Annotated in this window: 29 protein-coding genes and 1 tRNA gene; 25 read left to right on the top strand and 5 right to left on the bottom strand. The window is 65.1% G+C overall.

Annotated elements, in window-relative coordinates; translation table 11 throughout:
- Positions 1-86: 86 nt before the first annotated feature.
- From ACFOOR_RS02085 to ACFOOR_RS02040, 10 genes are all read left to right on the top strand, one after another.
- Complete coding sequence (locus ACFOOR_RS02085) at positions 87-854, top strand: DUF3307 domain-containing protein (RefSeq protein WP_343163408.1); 768 nt, start codon at positions 87-89, stop codon at positions 852-854.
- A 126-nt stretch (positions 855-980) separates the two neighbouring features.
- A complete protein-coding gene (locus tag ACFOOR_RS02080; RefSeq protein WP_343163409.1) occupies positions 981-1,787 on the top strand; it encodes a PIG-L deacetylase family protein in 807 nt (268 codons plus the stop codon).
- A gap of 106 nt (positions 1,788-1,893) precedes the next feature.
- Complete coding sequence (locus ACFOOR_RS02075) at positions 1,894-2,268, top strand: TonB-dependent receptor (RefSeq protein ID WP_343163410.1); 375 nt, start codon at positions 1,894-1,896, stop codon at positions 2,266-2,268.
- Positions 2,269-2,342: 74 nt separating this feature from the next.
- On the top strand, positions 2,343-2,726 hold the full coding sequence (gene crcB / locus ACFOOR_RS02070) for a fluoride efflux transporter CrcB (protein WP_343163411.1): 384 nt from the start codon (positions 2,343-2,345) through the stop codon (positions 2,724-2,726).
- Positions 2,723-3,709, top strand: a complete 987-nt coding sequence (locus tag ACFOOR_RS02065) for an RluA family pseudouridine synthase (RefSeq protein WP_343163412.1) — start codon at positions 2,723-2,725, stop codon at positions 3,707-3,709. The genes crcB and ACFOOR_RS02065 overlap by 4 nt, the downstream gene beginning before the upstream one ends.
- A complete protein-coding gene (locus ACFOOR_RS02060) occupies positions 3,710-4,402 on the top strand; it encodes an HAD-IA family hydrolase (protein WP_343163413.1) in 693 nt (230 codons plus the stop codon).
- Positions 4,399-5,145, top strand: a complete 747-nt coding sequence (locus ACFOOR_RS02055; protein WP_343163414.1) for an ATP12 family chaperone protein — start codon at positions 4,399-4,401, stop codon at positions 5,143-5,145. The genes ACFOOR_RS02060 and ACFOOR_RS02055 overlap by 4 nt, the downstream gene beginning before the upstream one ends.
- Positions 5,146-5,195: 50 nt before the next feature.
- A complete protein-coding gene (locus tag ACFOOR_RS02050; RefSeq protein WP_343163415.1) occupies positions 5,196-5,840 on the top strand; it encodes a 2OG-Fe(II) oxygenase in 645 nt (214 codons plus the stop codon).
- A 199-nt stretch (positions 5,841-6,039) separates the two neighbouring features.
- The gene (locus ACFOOR_RS02045) at positions 6,040-7,572 is read left to right on the top strand and encodes an acyl-CoA carboxylase subunit beta (protein WP_343163416.1); all 1,533 of its coding nucleotides are present in this window, start codon (positions 6,040-6,042) and stop codon (positions 7,570-7,572) included.
- Between the two features lie 137 nt (positions 7,573-7,709).
- Entirely contained in the window at positions 7,710-8,132 is a 423-nt protein-coding gene (locus tag ACFOOR_RS02040) for a hypothetical protein (protein ID WP_343163417.1), read from the top strand.
- Here ACFOOR_RS02040 and ACFOOR_RS02035 read toward each other — a convergent pair.
- Positions 8,129-8,500, bottom strand: a complete 372-nt coding sequence (locus ACFOOR_RS02035) for a VOC family protein (RefSeq protein ID WP_343163418.1) — start codon at positions 8,498-8,500, stop codon at positions 8,129-8,131. The genes ACFOOR_RS02040 and ACFOOR_RS02035 overlap by 4 nt on opposite strands.
- Entirely contained in the window at positions 8,497-9,390 is an 894-nt protein-coding gene (locus ACFOOR_RS02030; protein ID WP_343163419.1) for a fatty acid desaturase family protein, read from the bottom strand. Before ACFOOR_RS02030 ends, ACFOOR_RS02035 begins: the two co-directional genes overlap by 4 nt.
- Positions 9,391-9,622: 232 nt before the next feature.
- On the opposite strand from ACFOOR_RS02030, the gene ACFOOR_RS02025 reads away from it, so the two are divergent.
- Positions 9,623-10,585, top strand: coding sequence for a YncE family protein (locus ACFOOR_RS02025; protein ID WP_343163420.1), 963 nt, complete (start codon positions 9,623-9,625; stop codon positions 10,583-10,585).
- A 170-nt stretch (positions 10,586-10,755) separates the two neighbouring features.
- Here the strand turns inward: ACFOOR_RS02025 and ACFOOR_RS02020 are convergent, their stop codons facing one another.
- Positions 10,756-11,604, bottom strand: a complete 849-nt coding sequence (locus tag ACFOOR_RS02020; RefSeq protein ID WP_343163421.1) for a hypothetical protein — start codon at positions 11,602-11,604, stop codon at positions 10,756-10,758.
- Between the two features lie 75 nt (positions 11,605-11,679).
- Here ACFOOR_RS02020 and ACFOOR_RS02015 point away from each other — a divergent pair, with 75 nt between their 5' ends.
- From ACFOOR_RS02015 to ACFOOR_RS01990, 6 genes are all read left to right on the top strand, one after another.
- Positions 11,680-12,153, top strand: coding sequence for a potassium channel family protein (locus ACFOOR_RS02015; protein WP_343163422.1), 474 nt, complete (start codon positions 11,680-11,682; stop codon positions 12,151-12,153).
- A 77-nt stretch (positions 12,154-12,230) separates the two neighbouring features.
- Positions 12,231-14,255, top strand: a complete 2,025-nt coding sequence (locus tag ACFOOR_RS02010) for an acetyl/propionyl/methylcrotonyl-CoA carboxylase subunit alpha (RefSeq protein ID WP_343163423.1) — start codon at positions 12,231-12,233, stop codon at positions 14,253-14,255.
- A gap of 88 nt (positions 14,256-14,343) precedes the next feature.
- Positions 14,344-14,865, top strand: coding sequence for a hypothetical protein (locus tag ACFOOR_RS02005; RefSeq protein ID WP_343163424.1), 522 nt, complete (start codon positions 14,344-14,346; stop codon positions 14,863-14,865).
- A 96-nt stretch (positions 14,866-14,961) separates the two neighbouring features.
- Entirely contained in the window at positions 14,962-15,474 is a 513-nt protein-coding gene (locus ACFOOR_RS02000; RefSeq protein ID WP_343163425.1) for a DUF805 domain-containing protein, read from the top strand.
- Between the two features lie 50 nt (positions 15,475-15,524).
- Entirely contained in the window at positions 15,525-15,896 is a 372-nt protein-coding gene (locus ACFOOR_RS01995) for a DUF805 domain-containing protein (protein WP_343163426.1), read from the top strand.
- Positions 15,897-15,973: 77 nt separating this feature from the next.
- Positions 15,974-16,342, top strand: a complete 369-nt coding sequence (locus ACFOOR_RS01990; RefSeq protein ID WP_343163427.1) for a TM2 domain-containing protein — start codon at positions 15,974-15,976, stop codon at positions 16,340-16,342.
- 52 nt (positions 16,343-16,394) lie between these two features.
- Here ACFOOR_RS01990 and lipB read toward each other — a convergent pair whose 3' ends face one another.
- Positions 16,395-17,081, bottom strand: a complete 687-nt coding sequence (gene lipB / locus ACFOOR_RS01985) for a lipoyl(octanoyl) transferase LipB (RefSeq protein ID WP_343163428.1) — start codon at positions 17,079-17,081, stop codon at positions 16,395-16,397.
- 90 nt (positions 17,082-17,171) lie between these two features.
- Here lipB and ACFOOR_RS01980 point away from each other — a divergent pair, with 90 nt between their 5' ends.
- From ACFOOR_RS01980 to ACFOOR_RS01945, 8 genes are all read left to right on the top strand, one after another.
- A complete protein-coding gene (locus ACFOOR_RS01980) occupies positions 17,172-17,420 on the top strand; it encodes a FliM/FliN family flagellar motor switch protein (protein ID WP_039717971.1) in 249 nt (82 codons plus the stop codon).
- Positions 17,421-17,499: 79 nt separating this feature from the next.
- A tRNA-Leu gene (locus ACFOOR_RS01975) sits at positions 17,500-17,586 on the top strand.
- 107 nt (positions 17,587-17,693) lie between these two features.
- Positions 17,694-19,076 carry a magnesium transporter gene (gene mgtE, locus ACFOOR_RS01970; RefSeq protein WP_343163429.1) on the top strand — a complete coding sequence of 461 codons (1,383 nt, stop codon included), beginning with the start codon at positions 17,694-17,696 and terminating at the stop codon, positions 19,074-19,076.
- Positions 19,077-19,110: 34 nt separating this feature from the next.
- Positions 19,111-20,055: a Kelch repeat-containing protein gene (locus tag ACFOOR_RS01965; protein ID WP_343163430.1), complete on the top strand. Its 945-nt coding sequence runs from the start codon at positions 19,111-19,113 to the stop codon at positions 20,053-20,055.
- 63 nt (positions 20,056-20,118) lie between these two features.
- Positions 20,119-21,462, top strand: a complete 1,344-nt coding sequence (locus ACFOOR_RS01960; RefSeq protein WP_343163431.1) for a glycoside hydrolase family protein — start codon at positions 20,119-20,121, stop codon at positions 21,460-21,462.
- A gap of 57 nt (positions 21,463-21,519) precedes the next feature.
- On the top strand, positions 21,520-22,692 hold the full coding sequence (locus tag ACFOOR_RS01955) for an isovaleryl-CoA dehydrogenase (RefSeq protein ID WP_343163801.1): 1,173 nt from the start codon (positions 21,520-21,522) through the stop codon (positions 22,690-22,692).
- A gap of 71 nt (positions 22,693-22,763) precedes the next feature.
- Positions 22,764-23,273 carry a hypothetical protein gene (locus tag ACFOOR_RS01950; RefSeq protein ID WP_343163432.1) on the top strand — a complete coding sequence of 170 codons (510 nt, stop codon included), beginning with the start codon at positions 22,764-22,766 and terminating at the stop codon, positions 23,271-23,273.
- On the top strand, positions 23,273-23,983 hold the full coding sequence (locus ACFOOR_RS01945; RefSeq protein ID WP_343163433.1) for a flavodoxin family protein: 711 nt from the start codon (positions 23,273-23,275) through the stop codon (positions 23,981-23,983). Before ACFOOR_RS01950 ends, ACFOOR_RS01945 begins: the two co-directional genes overlap by 1 nt.
- Here ACFOOR_RS01945 and ACFOOR_RS01940 read toward each other — a convergent pair.
- Positions 23,980-25,710: a patatin-like phospholipase family protein gene (locus ACFOOR_RS01940; protein WP_343163434.1), complete on the bottom strand. Its 1,731-nt coding sequence runs from the start codon at positions 25,708-25,710 to the stop codon at positions 23,980-23,982. The two genes, ACFOOR_RS01945 and ACFOOR_RS01940, sit on opposite strands and share 4 nt — an antisense overlap.
- Positions 25,711-25,804 lie beyond the last annotated feature (94 nt).

Here is a 25,804-nt window from a genome sequence, read left to right as displayed (position 1 = left end):
TCGCTTGTTGGTTCTGTCTCCACTCACCGAAAAAGCGGCTGTAATCGCTTCGAACAGCCAAAAAAGGTTGTTGAATGGATGACGTGATGGCCACCGTCATCGCCCTTTTTGCGGCCCATATGGTTGGAGACTTTCTGCTTCAGCCAAGCTGGATGGTGCGAAACAAGCATCGCTTGCATGTATTCACACTGCATATCGCGATCACTGCCATATTGACCGTATTTTTCCTGGGGGGCCTGTCCACCGCCCAAGTCTGGATTGCCGCATCAACCATTGTTCTGTCCCACGCTCTACTCGACGGGCTAAAGACCTTAGCGATGCTGAAGGGCTGGTTGGCACGGGAGCCAAGATCGGCGTTCATCGCATTTATTGCCGATCAGGCCGGGCACATCTTCTTCATTGTCTTGGCTGCGATCGTCGCGCCCGAAGCTTTCGCTTCGGGACTGTGGACAACGTCCGGCATGTTCCTTCCCGGGGCAGTGCTCAGCGTATTCGCCATCGGGGCCGGCGCCATAGCAGCGACGCGTGCAGGCGAATTCATGATCGCCCTTTTCATGCAGCGCTTTGTCTTGCCATCGATTGAGAAAAAGGATGCCACTGCAGACAACGGATTGGTGGCCGGAGGCGCTTGGATCGGTCTTCTTGAACGCAGTCTGATCTTCCTGCTGATCCTGATCGGTCAGTTTGAAGCCATCGGCTATCTGCTGGCAGCAAAGTCCATTCTGCGCTTCCAGTACGCGAAAGACCGCAGCCACAGTGAATACGTGATCATCGGAACGCTCGCCAGTTTCAGCTGGGCCATCGGGTTGGCACTGATCACACAAACTCTGCTGTCGCGCATTGCCGGCAACTAGGCCAACAGGCCTCGCCGTACATCCCGATCAGGCGTGCGCGGTAGTGTGCGCTCTTCCTCCGCGACTTACCGGTATCGTGACAACGTGAGCAGGGCCGTGGCAACCGGCCAAGTGGCGAGGCGCGTGATGAAACTGAACCCGTTCCATGTAATCAGCTCGGTTCTCGCCGGTGTGTTGGTGCTGACGCTCGCTGCGCTGGTCATCGGACGAATGATGTTCGCCGAGCCGGGCGTGCCGGAGATCCGCTCGGTGCGCAGCGCGCTGGAGGCGGACCGGATCCTGTTCGTCTTTGCGCACCCCGATGACGAGATCCTCGTCACAGAGCTGATTGCGCGGGCGGTGGATGAAGGCATCGAGGTCACGACACTGACCGCGACGCGCGGCGAGGCCGGGACGCAGTATCCGCCCGTGGTCGATCAGCAATATCTGGGCGTGGTGCGGGAAGCGGAGTTGCGGCGCCATGGTTTTGCACTCGGTGTCGCGCGCCAGATCGTGCTTGGCCTGCCCGATGGCGGCGTGCCGGAAACGCCGGACGCACAGCTGGCCGGCATGGTGCGCGCCGTGATCGACGAGGTTCAGCCGGACCTGATCGTCGGCTTTCATCCCGCCAGCGGGATTTCGATGCATCCCGATCACAGGGCGATGGGGCGGGCGGCGGAACTGGCGGCGGGCGAGATCCCGCTCCTTTACGTGCTGGGTCCGCGGCCCGGCTTCCGCCGCTTCGGCGGCGAGGCGCAGCACCAGGTCGCCGATCTCCAGCCCGATCCCGATTTCGCGATCGACGCCGATCCGCGCCTGAAGCTGCGAGCGTGGAATATCCACCAGTCGCAGACGCGCTACATCCAGGGCACGGCGGGCCTGCCCGCCTGGCTGCTCTATTCCTTGTGGCGGCAGGAATACTATGCCTGGGCGGCGCAACCGGGGACGCGCTGAACCGTCCGTCTTCCAGGAATGCCTCGCGTTCGCGATCCCGCTTGTGACGATTTCATGATAGAGCCAGAAACCGTGCGCGCAGGGGGCGCATCCTGGAGGGATTATCATGAAAATCGAACGCATTCACCTGACGCTGGGACTCGTCTGGCTGCTCGCCGGCATGGCGCTGGGCGAGCATATGGGCCGGACCGGCGATCACGGTCAGATGCCGACCCATGCGCACATCATGCTGCTCGGCGGCGTGCTGTCTCTGGCCTGGGCCATTCTGTACAAGGTGTTCAGCCTGCCGAAAGGCATTCTGGCGCTGATCCAGACCGCGGCGCACCACATCGGCGCAATCGTCATGATCGTGTCGCTCTATCTACTCTACGAGCAGATGGGCGATCCCGACGCGCTTGGTCCGATCCTCGGCGTCTCGGCGCTTCTGGTCATGCTGTCAGTGCTGCTGATGCTGATCCTCAGCTTCCGCGCCAAATCCTGAACGTGATGCAGGGGGCGGGGCGTTCAGCCTCGCCCCTTGCACCTCCGCGCGCCGGAGCGTATCCCGCGCGGGGCATGACCCAGCTTCTTCTCATCGGTCTCGGCGGCGCGATCGGCGCGGTGTCCCGGCATCTGTTCGGGCAATGGACGCTGCGCGCCATCGGGCCGGAATGGCCCTATGGCACGTTCGGCGTGAATGTGATCGGCGGGCTGGTCATGGGCCTGTTCATCGGCTGGCTGGCCGGGGCGGGCCGGGCCGATGCCAATGCCCTGCGCAGCTTCGTCGCGGTCGGCGTGCTGGGCGGGTTCACGACCTTTTCCGCCTTCTCGCTCGACCTCGTGGTGATGATCGAGCGCAAGGCCTATGCGGGCGCGCTGGGATATGCGCTCGCCAGCGTGATCGCCTCGGTGGTGGCGCTGTTTGTCGGACTTCTGATCGCGAGGCGGTTGATCGCATGAGCCAGGTACAGACGGTAACGGTCGGTCAGGGCGACGATGGCGCGCGGCTCGACCGCTGGTTCAAGAAGCGCTTCCCGCATGTCGGACACGGCCAGGTGCAGAAGCTGCTGCGCACCGGTCAGGTCCGCGTCGATGGCGGCCGGGCCAAGCCCGACACGCGCCTTGTGGCCGGCCAGGAAGTGCGCATCCCTCCCTTGCCCGAACCGACGGAGGCGAAGGTCAAGGACAGTATCAGCCGCGAGGACGCGGCCATGGTGCGCAGGATGGTGATCTACGAGGATGACGACCTGATTGCGTTCAACAAGCCGTATGGCCTTGCCGTTCAGGGCGGCACGAAGACGACGCAGCATCTCGACCGGCTGCTGACCGCCTTCGGCAAGGACGACATGAAGCCGCGCCTCGTTCACCGGCTCGACCGCGACACGTCCGGCGTGATCGTTGCCGCGAAATCGCTCGACAGCGCGTCGCGCCTCGCCAAGGCGTTCCAGAACAAGGCGGCGGAGAAGACCTACTGGTCGGTCGTTCTGGGCGTGCCACGTCCGAAGACCGGCGAGGTCAAGGGCTTCATCAAGAAGTCCTCGGCCGGCAAGGATGGGGCCGACCGCGAGGTCATGGTTCCGGCCGAGCATGGCGATCCCGACGCGCAATATGCGCGCACGCTTTACACCACGGCCGGCGAGGCGGGGCAGAAGGCGAGCCTCGTCGTGCTGCGCCCGGTCACCGGACGCACGCACCAGCTACGCGTCCACATGGCGGGCATTGGTCACGCCATTCTGGGCGACGGGAAGTACACGTGCGACCGGGAAACGCCGGGCGGTCTGGAGCGCAAGCTGCACCTGCATGCGCGCCGGCTCGTCCTGCCGCTGGGCAAGCGCAACCTGGTGCTGGAGGCGCCGCTGCCCGAACACATGCAGCGGACCTTCGAGCGGCTCGGCTTCGATCCCGACACGATCGACGAAAGCGCGATCGAGGACCTCCTGTAGATGCCGGCGCCGAAGCTTGCCCTGTTCGACCTCGACGGCACGCTGGTCGATTCCCGCCAGTTGATCCATGCCTCGATGGACGAGGCCTTCCGCACCTGCGGTCTCGGCGGCTGCGAGTACGACCATGTGCGCAAGATCGTCGGGATCGAACTGACGCAGGCGGTGCGCATGCTGCTGCCCGCAGATTATCCGGAGGAGGGCGCGACGAAGGTGACGCAGACCTTCCGCGAAAGCTTCGTGCGACTGCGCGCCGACGGCACGCATCTCGAAGGCCTGTATGACGGCGTGCTCGATCTGCTGGCGCATCTGCAGGCCGAGGACTGGACGCTGGGCGTGGCGACCGGAAAGCCGCGGCGCGGGCTCGACCACATCCTCGACACGCACGATCTGCACGGCTTCTTCGTGACGCTGCACACCAGTTGCACCGGACCGGGCAAGCCCGATCCGCGCATGGTGCTGGAGGCGATGGCGGCGACGAAGACGACGCCGGACCGGACCGCCATGATCGGGGATTCCACGCACGACATCACGATGGCGATCAATGCGGGAGTGCGGGCCAAGGGGGTCACCTGGGGCTTTCACACCGCCGAGGAATTGAGCGGCGCGGGCGCGCACGCGGTGTTCGACCGGTTCGAGGATCTGCGGACCGGGCTCGACCGGTTCGGAAGCGGAATCGGAGTGGCAGCGGAATGAGTGGTTTCGAGACCAAGCCCGGCGTGCGCATCCCGACGCAGAAGGATCATCTGCCGAAGCGCTTCTACAAGGCGGCGGGAGTGGCCGAAGGCGAGGGCGGGTTTGCCGTGACGCTGGACGGGCGGCCCGTGCGCACGCCCATGAAGCGCCCGCTGGCCTTCCCGACGGCCGCGCTGGCCGCCGATGTCGCCGCGGAATGGGAGGCGCAGGCCGAACGGATCAATCCCGTCACCATGCCGCTGACGCGTCTGGCGCATGGCGCGATCGACGCCGTGCCGGGTAACCGGGATGCGGTGGTCGCCGAAGTCCTGAAATACGCCGGCACTGATCTGACGCGGCACCGCGCCGATGAGCCTGCGGACCTCGTCGTGCGCCAGGCGCGCGCCTGGGACCCGGCGCTGCGCTTTGCGGAGGAGACGCTGGGCGCACACTTGCCGGCCGTGACGGGCATCCTGCCCGCCGCCACATCCCCCGCCGCGCTCGCGGCGCTGAAAGACCGGGCCGACGGGTATGACGACTGGCGGCTCGCCGTTCTGGGCCATGCAACAGCGGTGACCACCTCGGCTGTGCTGGGCTTCATGCTGTGCGAAGGCGTGCTGTCGGGCGAGGAGATCTTCGCCGCGAGCCGGGTCGACGAGATCTGGCAGGCCGAGCATTGGGGCGAGGACAGCGAGGCGGCCGAGCGCGCCGACGTGCTGCGCACCGAACTCGTCGCCTGCGCGCGACTTCTCGCCGCGCTTTGACGCGGCGCGGCAAGGCGCTATTGAGTCTGCGGACTTCAAGGGAGGCCGAGATGGCCAAGACCGGACCGGGCGGCATGCTCGATTTCGACGCGTTGCGTTCCGCCGACAAGCGCACCCAGCCGTTCAACTATTTCATCGCCAAGGGCGCCGTCACCGAGGACGAGGCCGAGGCGGTGCGCACCGACTATCCCGCGATCAACAAGCCGGGCTATCTGCCGCTGTCGAAGCTGGAAGCGTCCGGCGCGTTCAAGCGGCTGACCGACGATCTGAACAGTCCGGAACTGGCCGAGGTCCTGACCGAGAAATTCGGTGTCGATTTTACCGGCAAGCCGCGCATGATCACCGTGCGCCGCCTGTCGCAGAAATCGGACGGGCCGATCCACAACGATTCCAAGTCGAAAATCCTGACCATGCTGATCTATCTCAACAAGGAGTGGGACGGCACGGGCGCGGGCTGCATCCGGGCGCTGAACGGTCCGGACGATTTCGACGATTTCGCCGAGGAAGTGCCGCCGCTGTCGGGCTATGTCTTCGCCTTCCTGCGCGACGAGAATTCCTGGCACGGCCATCTGCCCTATGAGGGCGAGCGCTATGTGATCCAGACGACCTTCCTGACGAGCCAGGAAGAGCTGGACCGCAAGGAAAACCGCGGCGGTCTGCAATACTTCCTGAAGAAGCTGAACCCGTTTCAGTAGGGCGAGGTCATGGGGTCCCCATGAAAATGGGGACCTGAAGCATGCACCCTGTTTCGGATTCCCGCTTTCGCGGGAACCTCGTGGTGATGTGTATGCTTTCCCCGGAATGACGACACCGAAAAGCACCGGAAAATTGCCCCGCCGCCCCTGGCGGTGCTAACTGGCGTCGAAGCCGGAAACGCAGGGGCGATACATTCCGATGAAAGACATTCTCGAAGAGCTGGAACAGCGGCGCGAGCGCGCCCGGATGGGCGGCGGCGCGGACCGGATCGCCAAGCAGCACGAGAAGGGCAAGCTGTCCGCGCGCGAGCGGATCACGCTGCTGCTCGACGAAAACAGCTTCGAGGAATGGGACATGTTCGTGGAGCACCGCTGCACGGACTTCGGCATGGAAGGCAAGACCATCCCCGGCGACGGCGTGGTGACCGGCCATGGCACGATCAATGGCCGTCTGGTCTATGTCTTCTCCAAGGATTTCACCGTATTCGGCGGTTCGTTGTCGGAAACGCACGCGCAGAAGATCGTGAAGGTGCAGAAGGCCGCAGTGCAGAATGGCGCGCCGATCATCGGCATTTTCGACGCCGGCGGGGCGCGCATCCAGGAGGGTGTCGCCTCGCTGGGCGGTTATGCCGACATCTTCCTGCAGAACACGCTGGCCTCCGGCGTGGTGCCACAGATCTCGGTGATCATGGGGCCGTGCGCGGGCGGGGATGTCTATTCCCCGGCGATCACCGACTTCATCTTCATGGTCCGCGACACGTCCTACATGTATGTGACCGGCCCGGATGTGGTGAAGACCGTCACCAATGAAGAGGTGACGCACGAGGAACTGGGCGGGGCGTCGGTCCATGCCCGGAAATCCGGCGTCGTCGACGGCTCGTTCGAGAACGACCTCGAAGCGCTCGTGCAGATGCGCCGGCTGATCGATTTCCTGCCGCTGTCGAACCGGGAGGCCCCGCCGACGCGGCCGGTCTACGATCATCCTGACCGGTCCGAGCCCAGCCTCGACACGCTGGTGCCGAACAATCCCAACAAGCCCTATGACATCAAGGAGCTGATCGAGAAGGTCGCCGACGAGGGCGACTTCTTCGAGATCAGCCCGGAATTCGGCAAGAATATCGTCGTCGGCTTCGGGCGGCTGGAAGGCCAGCCGGTCGGTTTCGTCGCGAACCAGCCGATGAGCCTGGCTGGCGTGCTCGACATCGATGCCAGCCGCAAGGCGGCGCGCTTCGTGCGCTTCTGCGACGCCTTCAACATCCCGATCGTCACCTTCGTGGACGTGCCCGGCTTCCTGCCCGGCACGAAGCAGGAATATGGCGGCCTGATCAAGCACGGCGCGAAACTGCTCTTCGCCTATGCCGAGGCGACGGTGCCGAAGCTGACCGTGATCACGCGCAAGGCCTATGGCGGCGCCTACGACGTGATGAGCTCAAAGCACCTCAGGGGCGATGTGAACTATGCCTGGCCGACGGCTGAAATCGCGGTGATGGGCGCGAAGGGGGCGGCGGAGATCATCTTCCGCGCCGACGCGAACGACCCGGAGAAGATGGCCGAGCACGCGAAGAATTACGAAGACCGCTTCGCCAATCCCTTCGTGGCGGCGGGACGGGGCTATATCGACGACGTGATCCAGCCGCGCAATACGCGCCGCCGCCTGGTGCGCGCGCTCCGGACGCTGAAGCACAAGAAGGCGTCGAACCCCTGGAAGAAGCACGACAATATTCCGCTCTAACGGTCGTCACCCCGGCGGAAGCCGGGGTCCAGATTGGCGGTCGTTCTGGATTCCGGCGTTCGCCGGAATGACGGATTGAGCGCGCTGGCTAGGCCCCCGCTTCAATCCGGGGCAAAAGAGAGCGGGGAGGGGTTTGCATGACACCCTATGAAGCCGCATCGCTGTTCGTGGCGTTCGCCGAAGCCGCGCAGACCGGTTTCGCGAACTATATCGCCATTCTGTCGGGCATGCTGGCGGCGAGCTGGTTCTTCGCCCACCGGCTGACGCGGCTGATGGCGGCGATCCTGATCTTCATCTTCACCGTCGCGGCGGCCGGGTTCGGCAATGAGGTCTTCTCGATCTATTCCGATCTGGCGCGGCTCGGGGCCTATCTCCACGAGATCGGTCAGGCGCCGGAAGCAGGCCTCGGCTGGCTCGGTCCGGTGCGCGGACCGGCCGGGTCGATGGCGCCAATCCCCTATATCGTGCTGAGCCTGTGTCTGATGGGCTATGTCGCGGCACTGTGGTTTTTCTTCCACGTGCGCAAGATCCGGCGCGAAGAGGTGACGGAGAGCGCCTAGCGTTTGGGCAGGTCGTGCCCGATGCGCCAGAGGACGCCGGTGGGGTCGGAGATCGGGAAATCCCGCCTGCCCCACGGGCGATCGGCGGGCGGCTCTGCAAGAACGCCGAACCGGTCCGCCAGTTTCTGATCGACTACGCGGTGCCACCACGCGTCAGCGTCATCGACCGTCAGCGCCATCATCAGATGCCCGTCGGTATCAGAAGAATAGTAGCGCTGGAGAAGGAAAGCGGCGGGGCCGGCCTCGATGCGGGCCAGATCGCCGGACGACCAGGCGACGGTGAATCCCAGATCGGCGTAGAAGCGTTTCGAGCGCTCGAAATCCTTCGCGGGCAGAAAGAAAAGCGCCTCCTGCGCAGTGACGCTCACGCCGCCATCTCCGGCTGGCGAACCGCCTTGCGGATCACCGCCGCATAGCCGGGGCTGATGCAGTCATAGCCCTCGTAATAGCCGCGCTCGGAAAGCAGTCGATGCAGGCGGGGCAGGTGATAGGGCGGGACCGCCGCGAACATGTGGTGTTCGAGGTGGTAGTGGACGTGGTTCGGCGCGACGAGCAGACGTTCGAGCCAGCCCGCCCGCGTCGTGTGCGTGTTGCGCCGGGGCTCGGGATCGTAGCGGTCCATGGCGACGCCGTGCTCGCCGATATTCCTGAGGCGAATGATCGCCGGATAGACGAAGAGGCGCGCCGCCCACCACAGCGCCAGCGCCCAGGGCGCCTGCGCGGCGACCAGCGCGCCAAGCAGCACGAGCTGGAAGACGATGGGCGGGATGCGGCGCTCCCAGTCCGACTTCGTCCACAGGAAGATCATCTCCTTCACGCCGGTCTGGCCGGTGAAGTCGCGGATGAATTTGCGCCGCAGGCTGTCCTTCGTGACCGGATAATCCCTCACGAGGCCCTGATCGGGGTCCTTGTCGGTGCCGGCATATCTGTGGTGGTCGAGATGATAGGGGCGGTAGTCGCGCAGCGGCACGCCGACCGCCGCGCCGCCCAGCCAGTTGCCCGCGAAGTCGTTCATCCAGCGCGTACGGAAGAGCGAATGGTGCGCGCAGTCATGCATCACGATGGCGAGCGCCAGCTGGCGTCCCGCGAGGATGAAGACGCTGATGGGCGAGAACCAGGGATTCCAGATTGCCAACGCGAAGGCGGCGGCGATCAATGCGTAGTCCCCGGCGAGCATCAGCGCGCCGCGCCAGTTCTCTGCCTGGGAAAGGGCGCGCAATTCCTCGCGGGAGAGGGCGTCTGACAGCTTCATCGTCATGACGCGGAATCTAGCATGGGGCGGCGCGTTGCCAAACCGGCTTCCCCCTCACCCTGACGCGCGCCTCCTTCGGAGCCGCACGTCTTTCCCTCTCCCTCAAGGGAGAGGGAGGGGACCCGGCCTGAGCCGAAGGCGAAGGTTGGGGAGGGTGAGGGGTACCTTTCGCCGATTTCACTCCAAAGCGCGGCGCGCCGCGTTATCCTGGCCGGCGGAAACGCTGGGAGGCTTCATCATGAAAACGCTTCTGACCGGACTGTGCGCCGCCGCGCTGATCACGGGTGCGGCGCTGGCCGACGATCTCTTGCTGGTGGTCAACAAGGGCGAGGACACGCTGGCGCTGGTCGATCCTGAGACGCTGGAGGTCATCGCCACGGTGCCGACCGGCGACAATCCGCACGAGGTCTACACCTCGCCGGACGGGTCGATCGCCTATGTCTCGGACTATGGCGGGGCGCAGGGCACAACGGTGACGGTGGTCGACCTGGCCACGGCCAGCGCCGCCGCGACCTGGGACATCGCGCCCAATCGCGGACCGCATGGCATCTGGGTGTCGGGCGACGGATCGCTGGTCTGGGTGACGACCGAAACCAGCGGCACGGTCACCGAGATCGATGCGGCGACCGGCGAGATCACCCATGTCTGGGAGACCGGACAGGCGGTGAGCCACCAGCTGGTCCCCACGCCGGACGGGGCGAAGCTCTACATCGCCAATATCGGGTCGGGCTCGGTGACGGTGATCACGCGCGCGACAGGCGAGGTCGTGTCGATCCCGACCGGAGCGGGGGCGGAAGGCATCGACGTGTCCCCGGATGGTTCGGAAGTCTGGGTCACCAACCGCAGTGCCGACACGGTGTCGATCATCGATGTCGCGACCGATACCGTGTCGGCGACCATCCCGTCGGGCGGCGATTTCCCGATCCGCGCGCGATTCACGCCGGACGGCAGCGAGGTCTGGATCTCCAACGCGCAATCGGGTTCCGTCGCGGTGATCGACGCCGAGACGCATGAGGTGCTGGCGACGGTCGATACCGGCGCGGTGCCGATCGGTCTGCTGATGGACCCGGCGGGTGAGCGCGTCTTCGTGGCGAACACGCAGGACGATTTCGTCACGGTGATCGATCGGGCGAGCCGCGAAGTGACCGGGCGCGTCGAGACCGGTGACGAGCCCGACGGGCTCGCTTGGGTGACGCGCTAGCTGGATTGCATTTATTGCCCTCCCCCTTGAGGGGAGGGCCGGGAGGCTGCGCGTCAGCCAGCCGACCGGGGTGGGGGTATCAAGCGAGCCGTCACCCCACCCCGCTCCCGTCTTCCTGACGGAAGCCGCTCGCGTCCCTCCCCCTCAAGGGGAGGGGAATCCGATCGGGTTCAGATCTTCCGTTTCGGCATGGCACGGCCCTCAATCACGCCGGCGAGCGCGGCCCAGACGGGCAGGGTCGCGAACAGCATGGCCGGTCCGCCGAACAGGCTGGCGATCGCGCCGGCGAGCGCGAGCGCCATGCCGGCCTGGATGCGGCGCTTCTGCAGCTTTTCCTCGAGCCGGACGTCGCAGCATGATTGCGGCTCGGGCGTGGTGAAGATCATCAGCAGGAAGAGTCCGCCGGCAACCGTGGCGGCGACGAGCCAGCCGCGTTCGATCAGGACGACGTTCTCCGGATGCGGAGCGCCGTTCATGGCCATGGCGTATAGCCCGGCGATGAAGGCGACGCCGGCGGCCATGAGATTGTTGCCCTGGGTGCGGTCGAACACGGTGTCGATGGTCAGCGCCGCGGCAATCAGGAAGCAGGTCCACCACGGTGCGCCGAGGACAGCCAGGCCGATGGCGAACAGGCCCATCATGATCAGGTCGATCAGCTTCAGCGGATTGCCAACGGTCCGGTTGACGATGCGCACCGCGAACAGCACGGCGGCGATATTGAGAATGGACGTGTTGTATCCGAGCGCGATCGCGGCGAGGGCGAGGGCCATGGCGACAAAGGCCGACTGGTTGATGTCGGGGTCGAGTTCCCGGCCGAGTGCCCAGGCGAGGAAAGCGATGAACATCGCCTCGACCGCGAGGATCACCGCGTCGCCGATCCCCATGATGTTGGTCGTGTAGGCATAGAGCGCGACAGCGATTCCGCCGAGTGGCGCCAGCACGATGACCGCCAGATTCGTCCTGAATTTCGGGTCGAGCGGCCGCGCCAGCGACGAATAGCTGTAGACCTTGTGCGTCATCGGATTTCCCTCGCATGTATCGGCGACCAGACTAACCGTGTTCGGCGCGGTGAAAAGACCGGCTAGTGTGGGGTCATGATCGAGTCGGGTTCCGCCCATATTCTGCCGCCTCTTGCGCTCGCCACCGGCATGATCGTGGCGACGGTGATCATCCACATGATCGGGCTGATCGTGTTGATGGCCCTGCTGCAGTCGCGTTCGCACAATCTGAAACCGATGCAGAATGCGCTTCGGCAAGGCGTTTTCATCGTGCTGGTCGTACTGGGCCTGGTCGCGATCCACGCGGTCGAGATCTGGCTCTATGCGCTGGTCTATCTGGCGCTTGGCGAACTGCCGACCCTTGAAGCGGCGCTGTATTTCTCGACCACGACCTTCACCACGGTCGGCTATGGCGATGTCGTGCTGGACGAACGCTGGCGCATGGTCGCCGCGCTCGAAGGGTTCAACGGATTCCTGCTGATCGGCTGGTCGACCGCCTTCCTGGTCTCGGTCATCGGCAAGCTGCGCGCCGCGGAACTGGCCTGGCTCGACCGCATGCGCGACAGCTGAGACGCGTTCACACCTTGCCGCTGCGACACCACGCGGGCTAAACCGGCATATCGAATTGGGGCTCCCGAAGGGCTGGAATGTTCAAGAAAATCCTGATCGCAAATCGCGGCGAGATCGCTGTCCGCGTCATCAAGACCTGCCGCCGTCTGGGGATCCAGACCGTTGCGGTCTATTCCGAGGCCGACGCCGATTCCAAGGCCGTCGACATGGCCGACGAGGCCGTCTTCATCGGGCCGCCAGCGCCCGGCGAAAGCTATCTGCAGATCGACAAGATCGTGCAGGCCGCGAAGGATACCGGCGCGGAAGCGGTGCATCCCGGTTTCGGCTTCCTGTCGGAAAACCCGAAATTCCCGGCGGCGCTCGAAGCCGCGGGCATCGTCTTCATCGGGCCGAATGTGCACGCCATCGAGGCGATGGGCGACAAGATCACGTCGAAGAAATTCGCCGCAGAGGCAGGCGTGTCGACCGTGCCGGGGCATATGGGACTGATCGAGGATGCCGACGAGGCCGCGAAGATCGCCGCCGAGATCGGTTTCCCGGTTATGATCAAGGCGTCGGCCGGCGGCGGCGGCAAGGGCATGCGTATTGCCTGGGACGAGGCAGAAGCGCGCGACGGCTTCAAATCGGCGCGCAGCGAAGCCAAGTCGAGCTTTGGCGACGAACGCATCTTCATCGAGAAATTCGTGGTGCGGCCGCGCCATATCGAAATCCAGGTGCTGGGCGACAAGCACGGCAATATCATCCACCTGAACGAGCGCGAGTGTTCGGTCCAGCGCCGGAACCAGAAGGTTCTCGAAGAGGCGCCGTCGCCCTTCCTCGACAAGTCGACCCGCGAGGCGATGGGCGCGCAGGCCGTCGCGCTGGCCAAGGCCGTGGACTACGACAGCGCCGGCACGGTCGAATTCATCGTCGATGCCGAGCGGAATTTCTACTTCCTCGAAATGAATACCCGCCTGCAGGTCGAACACCCGGTCACCGAACTGACCGTCGGGCTCGACCTCGTGGAGCAGATGATCCGCGTCGCGGCCGGCGAGGAGCTGAAGCTTCGCCAGAAGGACGTGAAGATCAATGGCTGGGCGGTCGAGGCGCGTCTTTATGCCGAAGACCCGTATCGCGGTTTCCTGCCGTCGATCGGCCGGCTGAAACGCTACAAGGAGCCGGCGGAAGGCAAGCTGGGCGAGGGCATGCTGCGGATCGATTCCGGCGTGCGCGAGGGCGACGAGATATCGATGTTCTACGACCCGATGATCGCCAAGGTCATCGGTCATGGCGACACGCGGGAAGCGGCGATCGACACGCTGCTCGCCGGACTCGACCGCTACCATGTCGAGGGCGTCACCGCGAATGCGCCCTTCCTGGCCGCTTGCCTGGGCGAGAAGGATTTCCGCCGCGGCGACATTCATACCGGCTATATCGAGGAGCATTTCCCCGAAGGCTTCCACGGCACCGCACCGACCGAGGATCAGCTGCGCTATCTGACGGCGGCGGCGGCCTTCATCCATACGGTGAACATCCGTCGCGCGGCGCAGACCAGCGGCCGCATCACGCCGCCGCCGGTTGCCCACGCCCAGGAGTGGGATGTGCTGCTCGACGGCCGGCGCATTCCGGTCGAGATCGATCTGCCCGACGCGGCGATCGGCGGCGGGGGCGAGGCGACGCTCTGGATGCCGGAACTGGTCGGTGACCCGGTCACGCTGAAATCGGCCTGGCGGCCCGGCACCCACCTGTTCGAGGGTCGCCTCGGCGAGGAGCGTTTCGCGGTGTCCTTCTCCGACCGGACGGAAGGCTACTGGCTGCGTCATCGCGGCTTCACCTGCACGGCCATCGTCTGCACGCACACATCGGCGGACCTGCATGCCCTGCTGCCGGAAAAGCAACTTGGCGCTTCGGCGAAACTGGTGGAAAGCCCGATGCCGGGCCTCGTCGTGTCGATCGATGTCGCGGTCGGCCAGGAGGTCAAGGCGGGCGAGCCGCTGATGGTGATCGAGGCGATGAAGATGGAAAACGTGCTGCGCGCCGAAATCGACGGCACGATCAAGGCGCTTCACGCCAGACCGGGCCAGTCGGTCGCGGCCGACGAATTGCTGGCCGAGTTCGAATAGGGGGGATCGCGTCCCGGCGTTTTCCCGCTTGGCCTGCCGCCGTGCCGCGCTAGCTTCCGGCGCTGGATAACCCACCTGGGAGGGACACATGAATCCTGTAGCCTGGTTCGTACCCGGCGTTCGCGCCAACGGGGCGACATACTTTTTCGGACTGCTCGTCTTTCTGGCGGCCCACGCAGCCCTGACCGCCGTCCAGCTCTACACCGACATCGCTCTGCCGGACGGCGCTGGACTGATCTTCCTGATCGTTCTGTTGGTGTTGCTGGTTTTCGTTCACATCAACCGGCTTAACGATGCCGGCCGCAGCTGGACCTGGATCTTCCTGCCCATCCCGCTGGCGCTGCTCGCCTTCTTCATCGTGGTGATGATCTTCGGCACGATGTTCTTCTTCCAGCAGCTGGGCGTGTATGCCGAGGCCAACAGTCTCGACGCACAAACGGTCATGCAGGACCCCGCGCTGATGCAGGAGTTCCAGACCTGGATCGAGAACAGCGAAGCCGACCTCGGCGGCCTTCAACTGGTCGCGGCCTGGGGCAGCACGGGCGCCTTCTGGGCAGTGATTCTGCTGTTCGGCCTGTGGTTCCGCGGAATGCCCAGCCGCGAAGGCTGATCGGCCTGAAAGGCGAAATCGCCCCACCGGCGATTGACACCATGCAGATTCGCCCTCCACGGTAGCCCCATCGGGATAGCCGTGGAGGGCATCACCATGGATCAGTCAAAGGTTCAGGGATTTCAGGATCTCTTGTTGAAGTTCGAGGGGCGGATCGGCCCCAATTCGCTCTGGCAGGGCGCCATCCTCATTCTCGCGGTTGCGATTGTCCTGCAGGTGCTGACATTCCTGCTGGGCGCGCTCGGCATGATCTTCGGCCTGTTGAGTCTGGCGCTTCTGTATCCGTTGTTCTGCATCTACGCGAAACGGTTCCACGATGCCGGCAAGCCGGCGGTCTGGACGATCGCGGTTCTGGCGGGCATCTGGGTCGGCGCCTTCGTCCTCGGCCTGCTTCTCGCGCCGCTCTACATGGGCAACGCGATCGCGGCCGCTCAATCGGGCAATATCTACAGCTTCGGGCTAACAGCGATGCTGGTGAACATCGTCGTCGCGATCATTCTGCACCTGGGTGCGGCCTTCGTGGTGAACCAGGTCCTGAAGGCCGATCCCGGACCCAATGCCTATGGCGAGCCGGTTGCGGATGCCGCTTCGCCCAATCCGCTGGCCTGACACGCCAGCGGCAGACCAAGCTTCAACAAGGGGGGAATGCCATGGGGTTCATGGACGCCGTCAAATCGGTCTATTCGAACTACGCCAACTTCAACGGCCGCGCTCGCCGCAGCGAGTACTGGTTCTACGTCCTGTTCTACATGATCGCCTATACGGTCCTGTTTACGGTTGAAAGGGCGATCGGCGGATACGGGATCCTCGCGGGGCTGTTCGCGCTCGCGAACATCATCCCGATGCTCGCGGCCGCGGTTCGCCGTCTGCACGACACAGGCAAGAGTGGCTGGTGGGTTCTCATCAGCCTTGTTCCGCTCGTCGGCTTCATCGTACTGCTGATTTTTTACGTGAAGGACAGCGATCCGGGCGCCAATGCCTATGGTGCGAACCCGAAAGGGGTCGAGAGCGGCGCAACTGTCACGGGCTGATTGTCACATTCTTCGATCAAATTACGCTTTCCGTTCGGCGGGCCGGTCATGGCCCGCCGAATTCATAGGGGGACTGCATGAACCAGCGCGCCTACACACTCGAACTTCACTCGATCATCAACTCGATCCCGGAGGCCAACCGGAACAATTTCCTGACCGCTTTCCAGGCGTCGGAGAAAAATCCGGTCCTGCTGTTCGGTTTCAATATCTGGCTCGGTGCGCTCGGCATCGACCGCTTCCTGGTCGGCGATATCGTCGCCGGGGTTCTGAAGCTGATCACGCTGGGCGGTTTCGGTATCTGGCAGTTGATCGACTGCTTCCTGATCGGCGGCCGTGCCCGCGACAAGAACATCCAGCTCGCGCGTCAGATGCGCGACACCTACCGCACGCCGAGTGTCGCCGCGCCTGCAGCGCCGGCAGCCGAGCCGGCTCCGCCGTCGGCCTGAGGCCAGCGGTTCCAGTCCTGGAAAGGCCCGGCCGGTTGCGGCCGGGCCGTTTCTAGTCGGGCAGGTCGGGCGGCGCGGCGTCTTCAAGCTCGCCAAAGACTTCGGCGAAGGCGGCACGCATCGCTGCGGTGACGTCGTCCATCGAGGCGTTCACGCCGAGATCGGCGAGGCTGGTCACGCCGTATTTCCGCTCCGAAATTCCGCACGGCGTGATGCCGGAAAAGTGCGACAGGTCAGTCGTGACGTTCAGCGCGATGCCGTGAAACGACACCCAGCGTCTGAGCCGCACTCCAATGGCCGCGACCTTGTCCTCGTATCCCTCGCCCTTGTCGGGCCGGGCGACCCAGACGCCGACGCGTTCACAGCGGCGCTCGCCGGTGACCTCGAAGGCGGCGAGGGTGCGGATGATCCATTCCTCCAGCCCGCGCACAAATTTGCGCGCGTCGCGGCCGCGCTCGGTCAGGTCCAGCATGACATAGCCGACCCGCTGTCCGGGGCCGTGATAGGTGTATTCACCGCCGCGGCCGGTCTTGTGGACGGGGAAGCGGTCGGGCTGCAGCAGATCGCCCGAATCGGCGCTGGTGCCGCCGGTGTAGAGCGGGGGGTGTTCCAGCATCCAGACCATTTCGGGGGCCTCGCCCGCCGCGATCTTCGCGGCACGGTCTTCCATGAAGGCGACGGCCGGTTCGTAGGGAATATGGCCGGGCGAGACCGCCCACTGGGTTTTTGGCTGTGTCATTGTTATCGTGGTTAACCCGCCGGAAACGGCGTCTGGTCGAACATTGTACGTGACATGTCGAGTGGCAAGTGCCTGTGAGGGGGAAGTCCGTTGAGTCAGCTGGGTGCGGTGAAGGTGGAAGTGACGGTCGTTCTCGGGCGCTCGTCCATGCCGATTCAGCAATTCCTCCGGATGGGCCGTGGCGCGGTCATCCCGCTCGATGCCGAGGAAGACGACGAAGTCTGGATCCTCGCCAACAACCACCCGATCGCGCGCGGCGAGATCCAGATCCAGGGCGATCGGGTCACGGTCAACATCACCGGCCCGGCGGACGTCAACGCCTTCTATGCGGCGGCCTGACGCCGCGCCTGACTTTCCGCCGCATCGCGCACTTCACAAGCCGCATTTCCGCTGCTATCTCGCACGGCCCTGACACGATGCGGTCGTGGCGGAACTGGTAGACGCGCAGCGTTGAGGTCGCTGTGGGGTAAAACCCGTGGAAGTTCGAGTCTTCTCGACCGCACCATCATTCGGAAACGCCGCCCCCCGGGGCGGCGTTTTCGGTTTCAGACCTCTCGAAAACGCCGCACTTCATGGCTACTGTCGCCGCGCAGCCCCCGAGCAGGAGATTCCATGAGCGAAACCGCCGACATCCCGACGGAAGACACCCCGCAGGGTGAGGTCGACGTCTCGAAGGCGGTGGCGCTGGCAATCCTGATCGAGGAAGGCGATGGCGCGGGAATCGGCCGGCTTCTCGAAGGCCTCCATCCCGCCGACATCGCCGACCTGATCGAGCAGCTGAACAGCGAGCAGCAGGAAAAGCTGGCGCGGATCGCACCGGACGTGCTGACCGGCGACGTGCTCGCCAATCTGCAATGGGACACGCGCGAAGTCGTCGCGGCGGAACTCGACCCGGCGCACCTCGCGGCAGCGATCCAGGAACTCGATTCCGACGATGCGACGCTGCTGATCGAGGAACTCGACGACGCCCTGCGCCAGCAGGTGCTGGCCGAAGTGCCCGAGGAGAACCGGGCGGCGCTGGAATCGAGCCTTTCCTTCGACGAGGAGACGGCCGGCCGCCTGATGCAGCGCGAATTCGTCGCCGCGCCGGATTTCTGGACGGTCGGCCATACGATCGACCACATGCGCGCTGCCGGTGACGAACTGCCGGAACTGTTCTTCGACGTCTATGTCGTGAATACCGGTTTCGAACCGGTCGGCGCGGTGCCGGTCAGCCGGCTGATGCGCTCGCGCCGCGACGTGAAGCTGGCCGACATCATGGAAGAGGTGCGGATCCGCATCGAACCGGATACCGACCAGGAAGACGTCGCCTACTATTTCGAGAAATACCACCTGATTTCGGCGCCCGTGGTCGATGCATCGGGCCGGTTGTCCGGCATGCTGACCGTCGACGACATGGTCGAGGTCATCCAGGAAGAGAACAAGGAAGACCTGCTGGCGCTCGCCGGCGTGAACGAGGCGGGGCTGACCGACACCGTTTTCGAATCGGTGAAGTCGCGTGCGCCCTGGCTGCTGGTCAATCTGGGGACGGCTGTGCTGGCGTCGGGCGTGATCGCGCTGTTCGACGCGGCGATCACGCAACTCGTCGCACTGGCCGTGCTGATGCCGATTGTCGCGTCGATGGGCGGCAATGCCGGTACCCAGTCGCTTGCCGTTGCCGTGCGTGCGATCTCGTCGCGCGACCTGACCTCCGCCAACGCCCGCCGGGTGATCATCCGCGAGATGCTGACAGGCACGTTCAACGGGCTGATCTTTGCGGTGGTGATGGGGGTTGTGGCCGGGCTTTGGTTCCAGAACTGGGCCCTGGCGGCGGTGATCGCGATCGCCATGGTCATCAATCTCGCCTGCGCGGGGCTGGCGGGAATCCTCGTGCCGATGGGTCTGAAGCGATTCGGCGCCGACCCGGCCGTGTCGTCCTCGGTCTTCGTCACGACTGTCACCGATGTGGTCGGGTTCTTCGCCTTCCTCGGACTTGCCGCTATGGTGCTGCTCTAGCGGGGGTCTGTCAGTCAGATCGGGTGTTGAGAAAATGCGTCACTGGTTCGTTTCCGGCGTTGCTGCCGCCTTGTTCCTGCCTGCCGCGGCATTGGCCGAGGGACAATGGTCCGATGGTCCCCGCCTGCAGGATCCACGCTCCGGTCTTGCGGCGATCGAATATGAAGGCCGGATCTATGCGGCCGGCGGGGCGGGGCTGACCCAGCCGCGCGAGGAAGTCGAAGTGCTCGACCTGACGCTCGGGGAATGGCGCGACACGACGGCGCTTCCCGCGGGTCTGGAACGCTTCGGCCTGGCCGCCATCGGCGGACGCATCTACGCCGCCGGTGGCTACGCTGCACGCGAGGGCGTGCGTCCGATCGCCGACATGTGGTCGTTCGATCCTGCCGCCGGAATCTGGGCACGCGAGCCGGCCATGCCGGGCCCGAAAGCCTCTTTCCAGCTGGTGGCTGCGCACGACCGGCTGTTCGCCATCGGCGGTGAAACCGGCGCCAATGAAACCTATGTCTTCGATCCCGAAGACCAGTCCTGGGAAACGCTCGAAGCGCCCGAGGGGATCGCCCGCCGCGGCGCCGCGTCGGTCGTGGCCGATGGTCTGATCTACCTCATCGGTGGCGCGCGCGAAGGCGCGGCCAGCACGCGGGTGGATGTCTACGACCCCGAGGATGACAGCTGGTCGCAGCTGACCGACCTGCCGACTCCGCGGGCCGGGCATGCGGCTGCGATCCTGAATGGCCGCATTCACGTCTTCGGGGGACGCGGCGCGGACCTGAGCCAGACGCTCAACGACCACCTTGTCTACGACATTGCCGGCGACCGCTGGGACACCGCCGAAGGACTGCCGGCGCCGCGTACGGATGCGTCCGCCGCGGTGATCGACGGGCAGATATTCCTGATCGGCGGCGGCGCGGGCGGCGGCTTCTTTGCGCCGTTCACGGCGGTCGACGAAACCGACATTTACTCGGAAGCCGGCGAGTAAACGGCGTCCGGCTTGCAAGATGCTTCCGTGTCGCCCGCAAAGGCGTCCCGGATTGGAACATCGATGAAGCTGCGTCTGAAATCCACGCCCGCCGCGCGCGCCCTGGTCAGGGAGTACGAGCCGTTCCGCGGCTCGGCCGAACGCGATGCCAATGGCCGCTGGACCGTGGGCTATGGCCATCGCGCCGGTGCGCGCGAAGACACCACGGTGTCGCGCGACGATGCCGAACTTCTGATGATCTACGACGTGCTTCAGGCCGAGAAAGCCGTCGACGAAAGCCTCAATGATCCGCTGCAGGCGGCCCAGCGCGACGCGCTGGTGTCGTTTGCGCTGGGGATCGGGCTGACGGCGTTCCGCCAGAGCGCCGTGGTCCGACTGATCAACAAGGGCCGCTGGCGCGCAGCCGCCGATGCGATTGCCGCCTGGGGCGGGGGCGACAATCCGCGCCACGAGGCCGAGCGCGCCCTGTTCATGACTGACCTGCCGGCCGATATCAGCGGACGTCCGGTCGAACTCGTCATCGAGGTCGAGCATCCCGATTTCGACGAGGATGAAGACGGGTTCGCCCAGCCGGTCGAACCGGTCGCCGAGGAGCCCGCAACCGTCGAAGACGTTCCTGATGACGAAGTCGTCGTCGAGACGGCCGAAGCAGCGATCGAGGAACCGGTCGAGGATAACGCCGAGCCTGAAGAGCCGGTCATCGAGGAACCGGCCGCACCTGAACCCGCGTCGCGGCCGTCCATCATGCATTCCGCCCCCGTGCGCAGCGCCGTGGCCGAGCGTGTGATCGCTCGGATGCGCGACCAGCTGGCCATTCGCGAGGAAGCTCCGGTCGTCGCCCCGGTCGTCGAACCCGCACCACAACCGGTTTCCGGACCGGTGGGCTATGTGTTCGCCGAAGCTGCGGATCCTGCCGATGCCGATGCCGAAGACGCCGATGCGATCGAAGCCGTGGCCATCCGGCCTGTCGAGGACATGCCGCCGCTGACCGGCGTTGCGGCGAGCGCCGGGGCGAGCGGTGAAATCGGCGGGTCCGGCCAGCGAGATTCCGTCGAGGCCGAAACAGACTCCGAGAACAGCGCGATCGCGGCCGACGAGAGCTTGCCGCAACCCGAGGACATCGCGCCGGAATTCGAAGCAGGCGGTGTCGTGCCGAGGCGCAATGGCTGGACCAATGGCGACGATTCTCCCGCACCGGCCGCCGGCGGTTTCCCGGCTGGAACCGTGTCGGTGCTGGGCCTGGGCGTACTGGCCTTCGGCGTGGGCGTGTGGGACACGGCCTCGCGCTGGGAGGCCTACAGCGCCGGCGATCTCTGGCCCTTCGGTCCGGCGACTGCGGCCGCCGGATTCGTATTGACGGGTGCCGCAGCGATCGGGCTGATCAGCCGCGGCATGCGCAAAAACTGACGCAAACGTCACCTTCGTTTGCTTGACCCTCCTGGGGGAATGCGCCATGTCCCGCGCATGATCCCGAACCAATACCCCTCGATGAATTTCGACCTCGGCGACACCGCCGAGATGATCCGTGACACGGTCCGCAGCTTTGCTTCGGACGAATTGGCGCCGCGCGCGGCCGAAATCGACAAGTCGGATGTGTTTCCCGCCGACCTCTGGAAGAAGATGGGCGATCTCGGCCTGCTCGGCATCACGGTCGAGGAGGAGTGGGGCGGTACCGGGCTCGGCTATCTCGAGCATGTCATCGCGATGGAAGAGATTTCGCGCGGATCGGCCTCGGTCGGCCTGTCCTATGGCGCGCATTCCAATCTCTGCGTGAACCAAATCCGCCGCTGGGCCTCGAAGGAACAGAAGGAAAAATACCTTCCCGGCCTGATTTCCGGCGACAAGGTCGGCGCGCTGGCCATGTCCGAACCGGGCGCGGGCTCCGACGTGGTGTCGATGAAGCTGCGCGCCGACAAGCGAGGCGATCACTACGTCCTGAACGGCTCGAAGATGTGGATCACCAACGGTCCGTCGGCCGATTACCTGGTGGTCTATGCCAAGACCGATCCGGGCGCGCGCTCGCGCGGGATCACCGCCTTCCTGATCGAGAAGGGGATGAAGGGTTTCTCCGTCGCGCAAAAGCTGGACAAGCTCGGCATGCGCGGGTCGGAGACCGGCGAGCTGGTCTTCGAGGACTGCGAAGTGCCGGAAGACAATGTCATGGGCCCGGTGAATGACGGCGTCCGCGTTCTGATGAGCGGGCTCGACTATGAGCGCGCCGTCCTGTCCGCCGGACCGATCGGCATCATGCAGGCCTGCATGGATGTCGTGCTGCCCTATGTTCACGAGCGCCGCCAGTTCGACCAGCCGATCGGAAACTTCCAGCTGGTCCAGGGCAAGCTGGCCGACATGTATGTGCGGATGAATGCGGCGCGGGCCTATGTCTACGCCGTCGCCAAGGCCTGCGACCGGGGCGAGACGACCCGCAAGGACGCCGCCGGAGCCATCCTCTATGCCGCGGAAACCGCGACCCAGCTGGCGCTCGACGCGATCCAGCTGCTCGGCGGAAACGGCTATATCAACGAGTATCCGACCGGACGCCTTCTGCGCGACGCCAAGCTTTACGAGATCGGCGCGGGTACGAGCGAGATCCGCCGCTGGCTGATCGGCCGCGAGCTGTTCACCGAGACGCGGTAAAAAATTTCTCCGGACGGCGGAACCGATCCGCTAGCTTACCCCTTGAACAAGGAGTTCAAGGGGAGAAGCCCATGCGCAAGATTCTGATGCTCACCGCCGCCGGCCTGTTCGCCGTTGCGTGCAGCGAGTCCGACATGCCGTCCGGCGAGCAAATGGAAGCCGACGCCGAACAGGCGATGGACGAGACCGGCGAGGCGCTCGAAAATGCCGGTGACGCGATCCAGGAGGCAGCCGAAGACGCGGAAGCGGAAATGGACGAGATGGGCGAGGACATGCCCGTCCGCGACGTCAACGGCCGCTGGGGCATAGCCGAGATGGCCTGTCGCGAAGACAATGACATGCGCGACGGCGTGATCGTGATTTCCCGCTACACGGTCGATGTCGGCCTCGACACCTGTTCGATCCAGAGCGTCGACCAGACCAACGGCTATACGCATTTCGTGACGCAGTGCGAAAGCGGCGAGGGCGGCGATCCCTACATGCAGGAATTCCGCTTCATGGCGGACGGCGACACGCTGACCTGGGACAACCGCGACATGGCCCGCGAAGAGACCTATGTCCGCTGTGGTGATGCGGGCTGATGGCTTTTGACGATCTCAAAGCGGTTTTCGTCAATTGCACGCTCAAACGTTCGCCGGAGACCTCGAACACCGACGGGCTGATGGCGGTCGCGAAGGCGATCATGGACAATCAGGGCGTTCAGACCGAGATGATCCGGCTCGTCGATCACCCGGTCGCGCCCGGCGTCTATCCCGACATGACCGAGCATGGCTGGCCGGCCGACGCCTGGCCGGAACTGTGGACGCGAATACGGGCCGCCGACATCCTCGTTGTCGGCACGCCGATCTGGCTGGGTGAGGAAAGCTCGGTCTGCCGCGTGCTGATCGAGCGGCTCTACGGGCAATCCGGCGACACCAACGACAAGGGTCAGTACGGCTTTTACGGCAAGGTCGGCGGCTGTGTGGTGACCGGCAATGAGGACGGAATCAAGCATTGCAGCCAGACCGTGCTCTACGCGCTTCAGCATATCGGCTACACCATCCCGCCGCAGGCCGATTGCGGCTGGATCGGCGAGGCGGGGCCGGGGCCGTCCTATTGCGATGAAGGCAGCGGCGGTCCGGACAATGAATTCACCCAGCGCAACACCACCTTCATGGCGTGGAATCTCATGCACATGGCGCGGATGCTGAAGGACAATGGCGGCATCCCGAACGAGGGCAATTCGCGCGAGGCCTGGGACAAGGGCGAGCGCTTCGGCCACCCGAACCCGGAATACCGGTCGGGAAACTAGACGAAAATCTTCGCGCGGGTTTCCTCGTCGGCTTCGTCGAGGGCGCGCATGGCCGCGGCGTAGCCGGACTCGATCGTGTCCTCGAACCGCTTCCATTCCCTCAGATCGGTGTCGATTTCGGGCAGGGCGACGAGGTCGACGGCCTTGAGGTAGGATTCATGGCGGTCGACCATGGTCCCGGCCGTTGCCGCGCGCATCAGAAGCGAGGCGATGGGGGGCGGGTCGCCCAGGCCGTGCTTTCGCACCCAGCCGAAGAAGCTGGGCGGATCGACGAAATCCTTCGGGTCCACCCCGCGGGCGCGGGTCACGTCACAGCCGACATTCGCTCCGCGGTGGAAGGCACGCATCTGTTCCGACGGGAAGTTGGTGAATACCGCCCCGTCGACCAGCAATGCGTCGCCCTGAACGACCGGCGGCAATATGCCGGGCAGGGCGATCGAGGCGCGCAGCGCATGGCGCAGAATGCCGCGCCGGTGCACGAAGGGCTTGCCGTCCGACAGGTTGGACGAGACGCAGAAGAAAGGCCGGCGCATGTCGGCGATCTCGACTTCGCCAAAATGCTTTTCCAGACGCTTGTCGACCTTGTCGCCGCGCGCCAACGAGACGACGGGCAGATGCCAGTCCGACAGCGGATTGGAATCCACGAAGGCATCGCGCGTGCGCTCGACGATCTCCTCGTGCGTCCAGTCGAGCGCCTCGCTGGCGGCGAGGATCGCGCCCATCGATGCGCCGCCGAGGAAGTCGAACTGGAGACCTGCTTCCTCGAAGGCGCGCATCGCCCCGATATGGGCATAGGCGCGCGCGCCGCCGCCCGACAGGACCAGGCCCAGCGAACGCCCGGCGAGGGTGCGCGCGAGCCGCAGCACGTCGGCGGTCGAGCCCTGGCGCCAGTGAAACAGGCGGGCAGCCTCGACCGCGTCCATCCATTCCTGTGGCCGTGCGGCCTTCGCCACGCCTTCGTGATGAAGGAGGACGACGTCGATCAGTTTCAGGTTGGCGGCGGGCGACGGGTCCGGCGGTAGCAGCGGAATCGACGGCCGCGCATCGGACCGCGCGAACAGCCAGACCCGATCGGCGCGGCCCATGGCCCGGCGTGCCCAGAGCGGGTCACCCAGCTTGGCGGTCAGGAAAACGAGGTCGTGGGAGTGCTCGAACTCGTCGAGCTTGGTGCCCGGCATTTCGGCACATTCTTCGCCGCCGATCGCGACCGTGATGCCGAGATTTTCGAGCGCGTCCTTCAGGGCGCGCGCGCGGTATTCGAGATCGATGGTCGGCGAGGACGAGATCAGCGCGAAGACGCGCGGCTCGGACCCGCCGCGCTGCGGCCCGGAGCGCAGGCGGCGCAGCATCATCTTCGCGAGTTCGCGCATCAGCGACGGGTGCTTGTCGGCGATCCGGTCGAAGCTGGCGCGCGGCAGGCGGACGACCTCGCTGTCGCGCATGGCATAGACGCTGGCCGAATGCGGGCGTTCCTCGAGCATCGACATTTCGCCGACCGGCTCGCCCTGGCGGATATAGCCGAGCAGGTTGGGGCGACCGAGCGCGCCATTCCGGAACGCGGCCAGCGCGCCGGAACGCAGGAGGTAGAAGGCGTCGGCGGGCTCGCCTTCGCCGAACAGCATCGCACCGGCAGGCAGGCAGAACCATTCCACCTCGTGCTCGACGGCTTTCAGCGCCGCCTTGCCGATATCGTCGAAGAAGCCGAGGAAGGAGAGGGTGAGGGGCATGATCCGGATGTGAGTCTCGTACGTTGTTGCGACGCTAGCGCAGACGCGCGACAGGCGCCACGGGACTTGGCTTACATACCCGGGGTTCCCGCGA

It is taken from the genome of Hyphobacterium vulgare (assembly GCF_042643335.1).
GTDB lineage: Bacteria > Pseudomonadota > Alphaproteobacteria > Caulobacterales > Maricaulaceae > Hyphobacterium > Hyphobacterium vulgare.
Note: the sequence above shows the minus strand (reverse complement) of the source record. Positions and strands in the feature narration are given on the sequence as shown.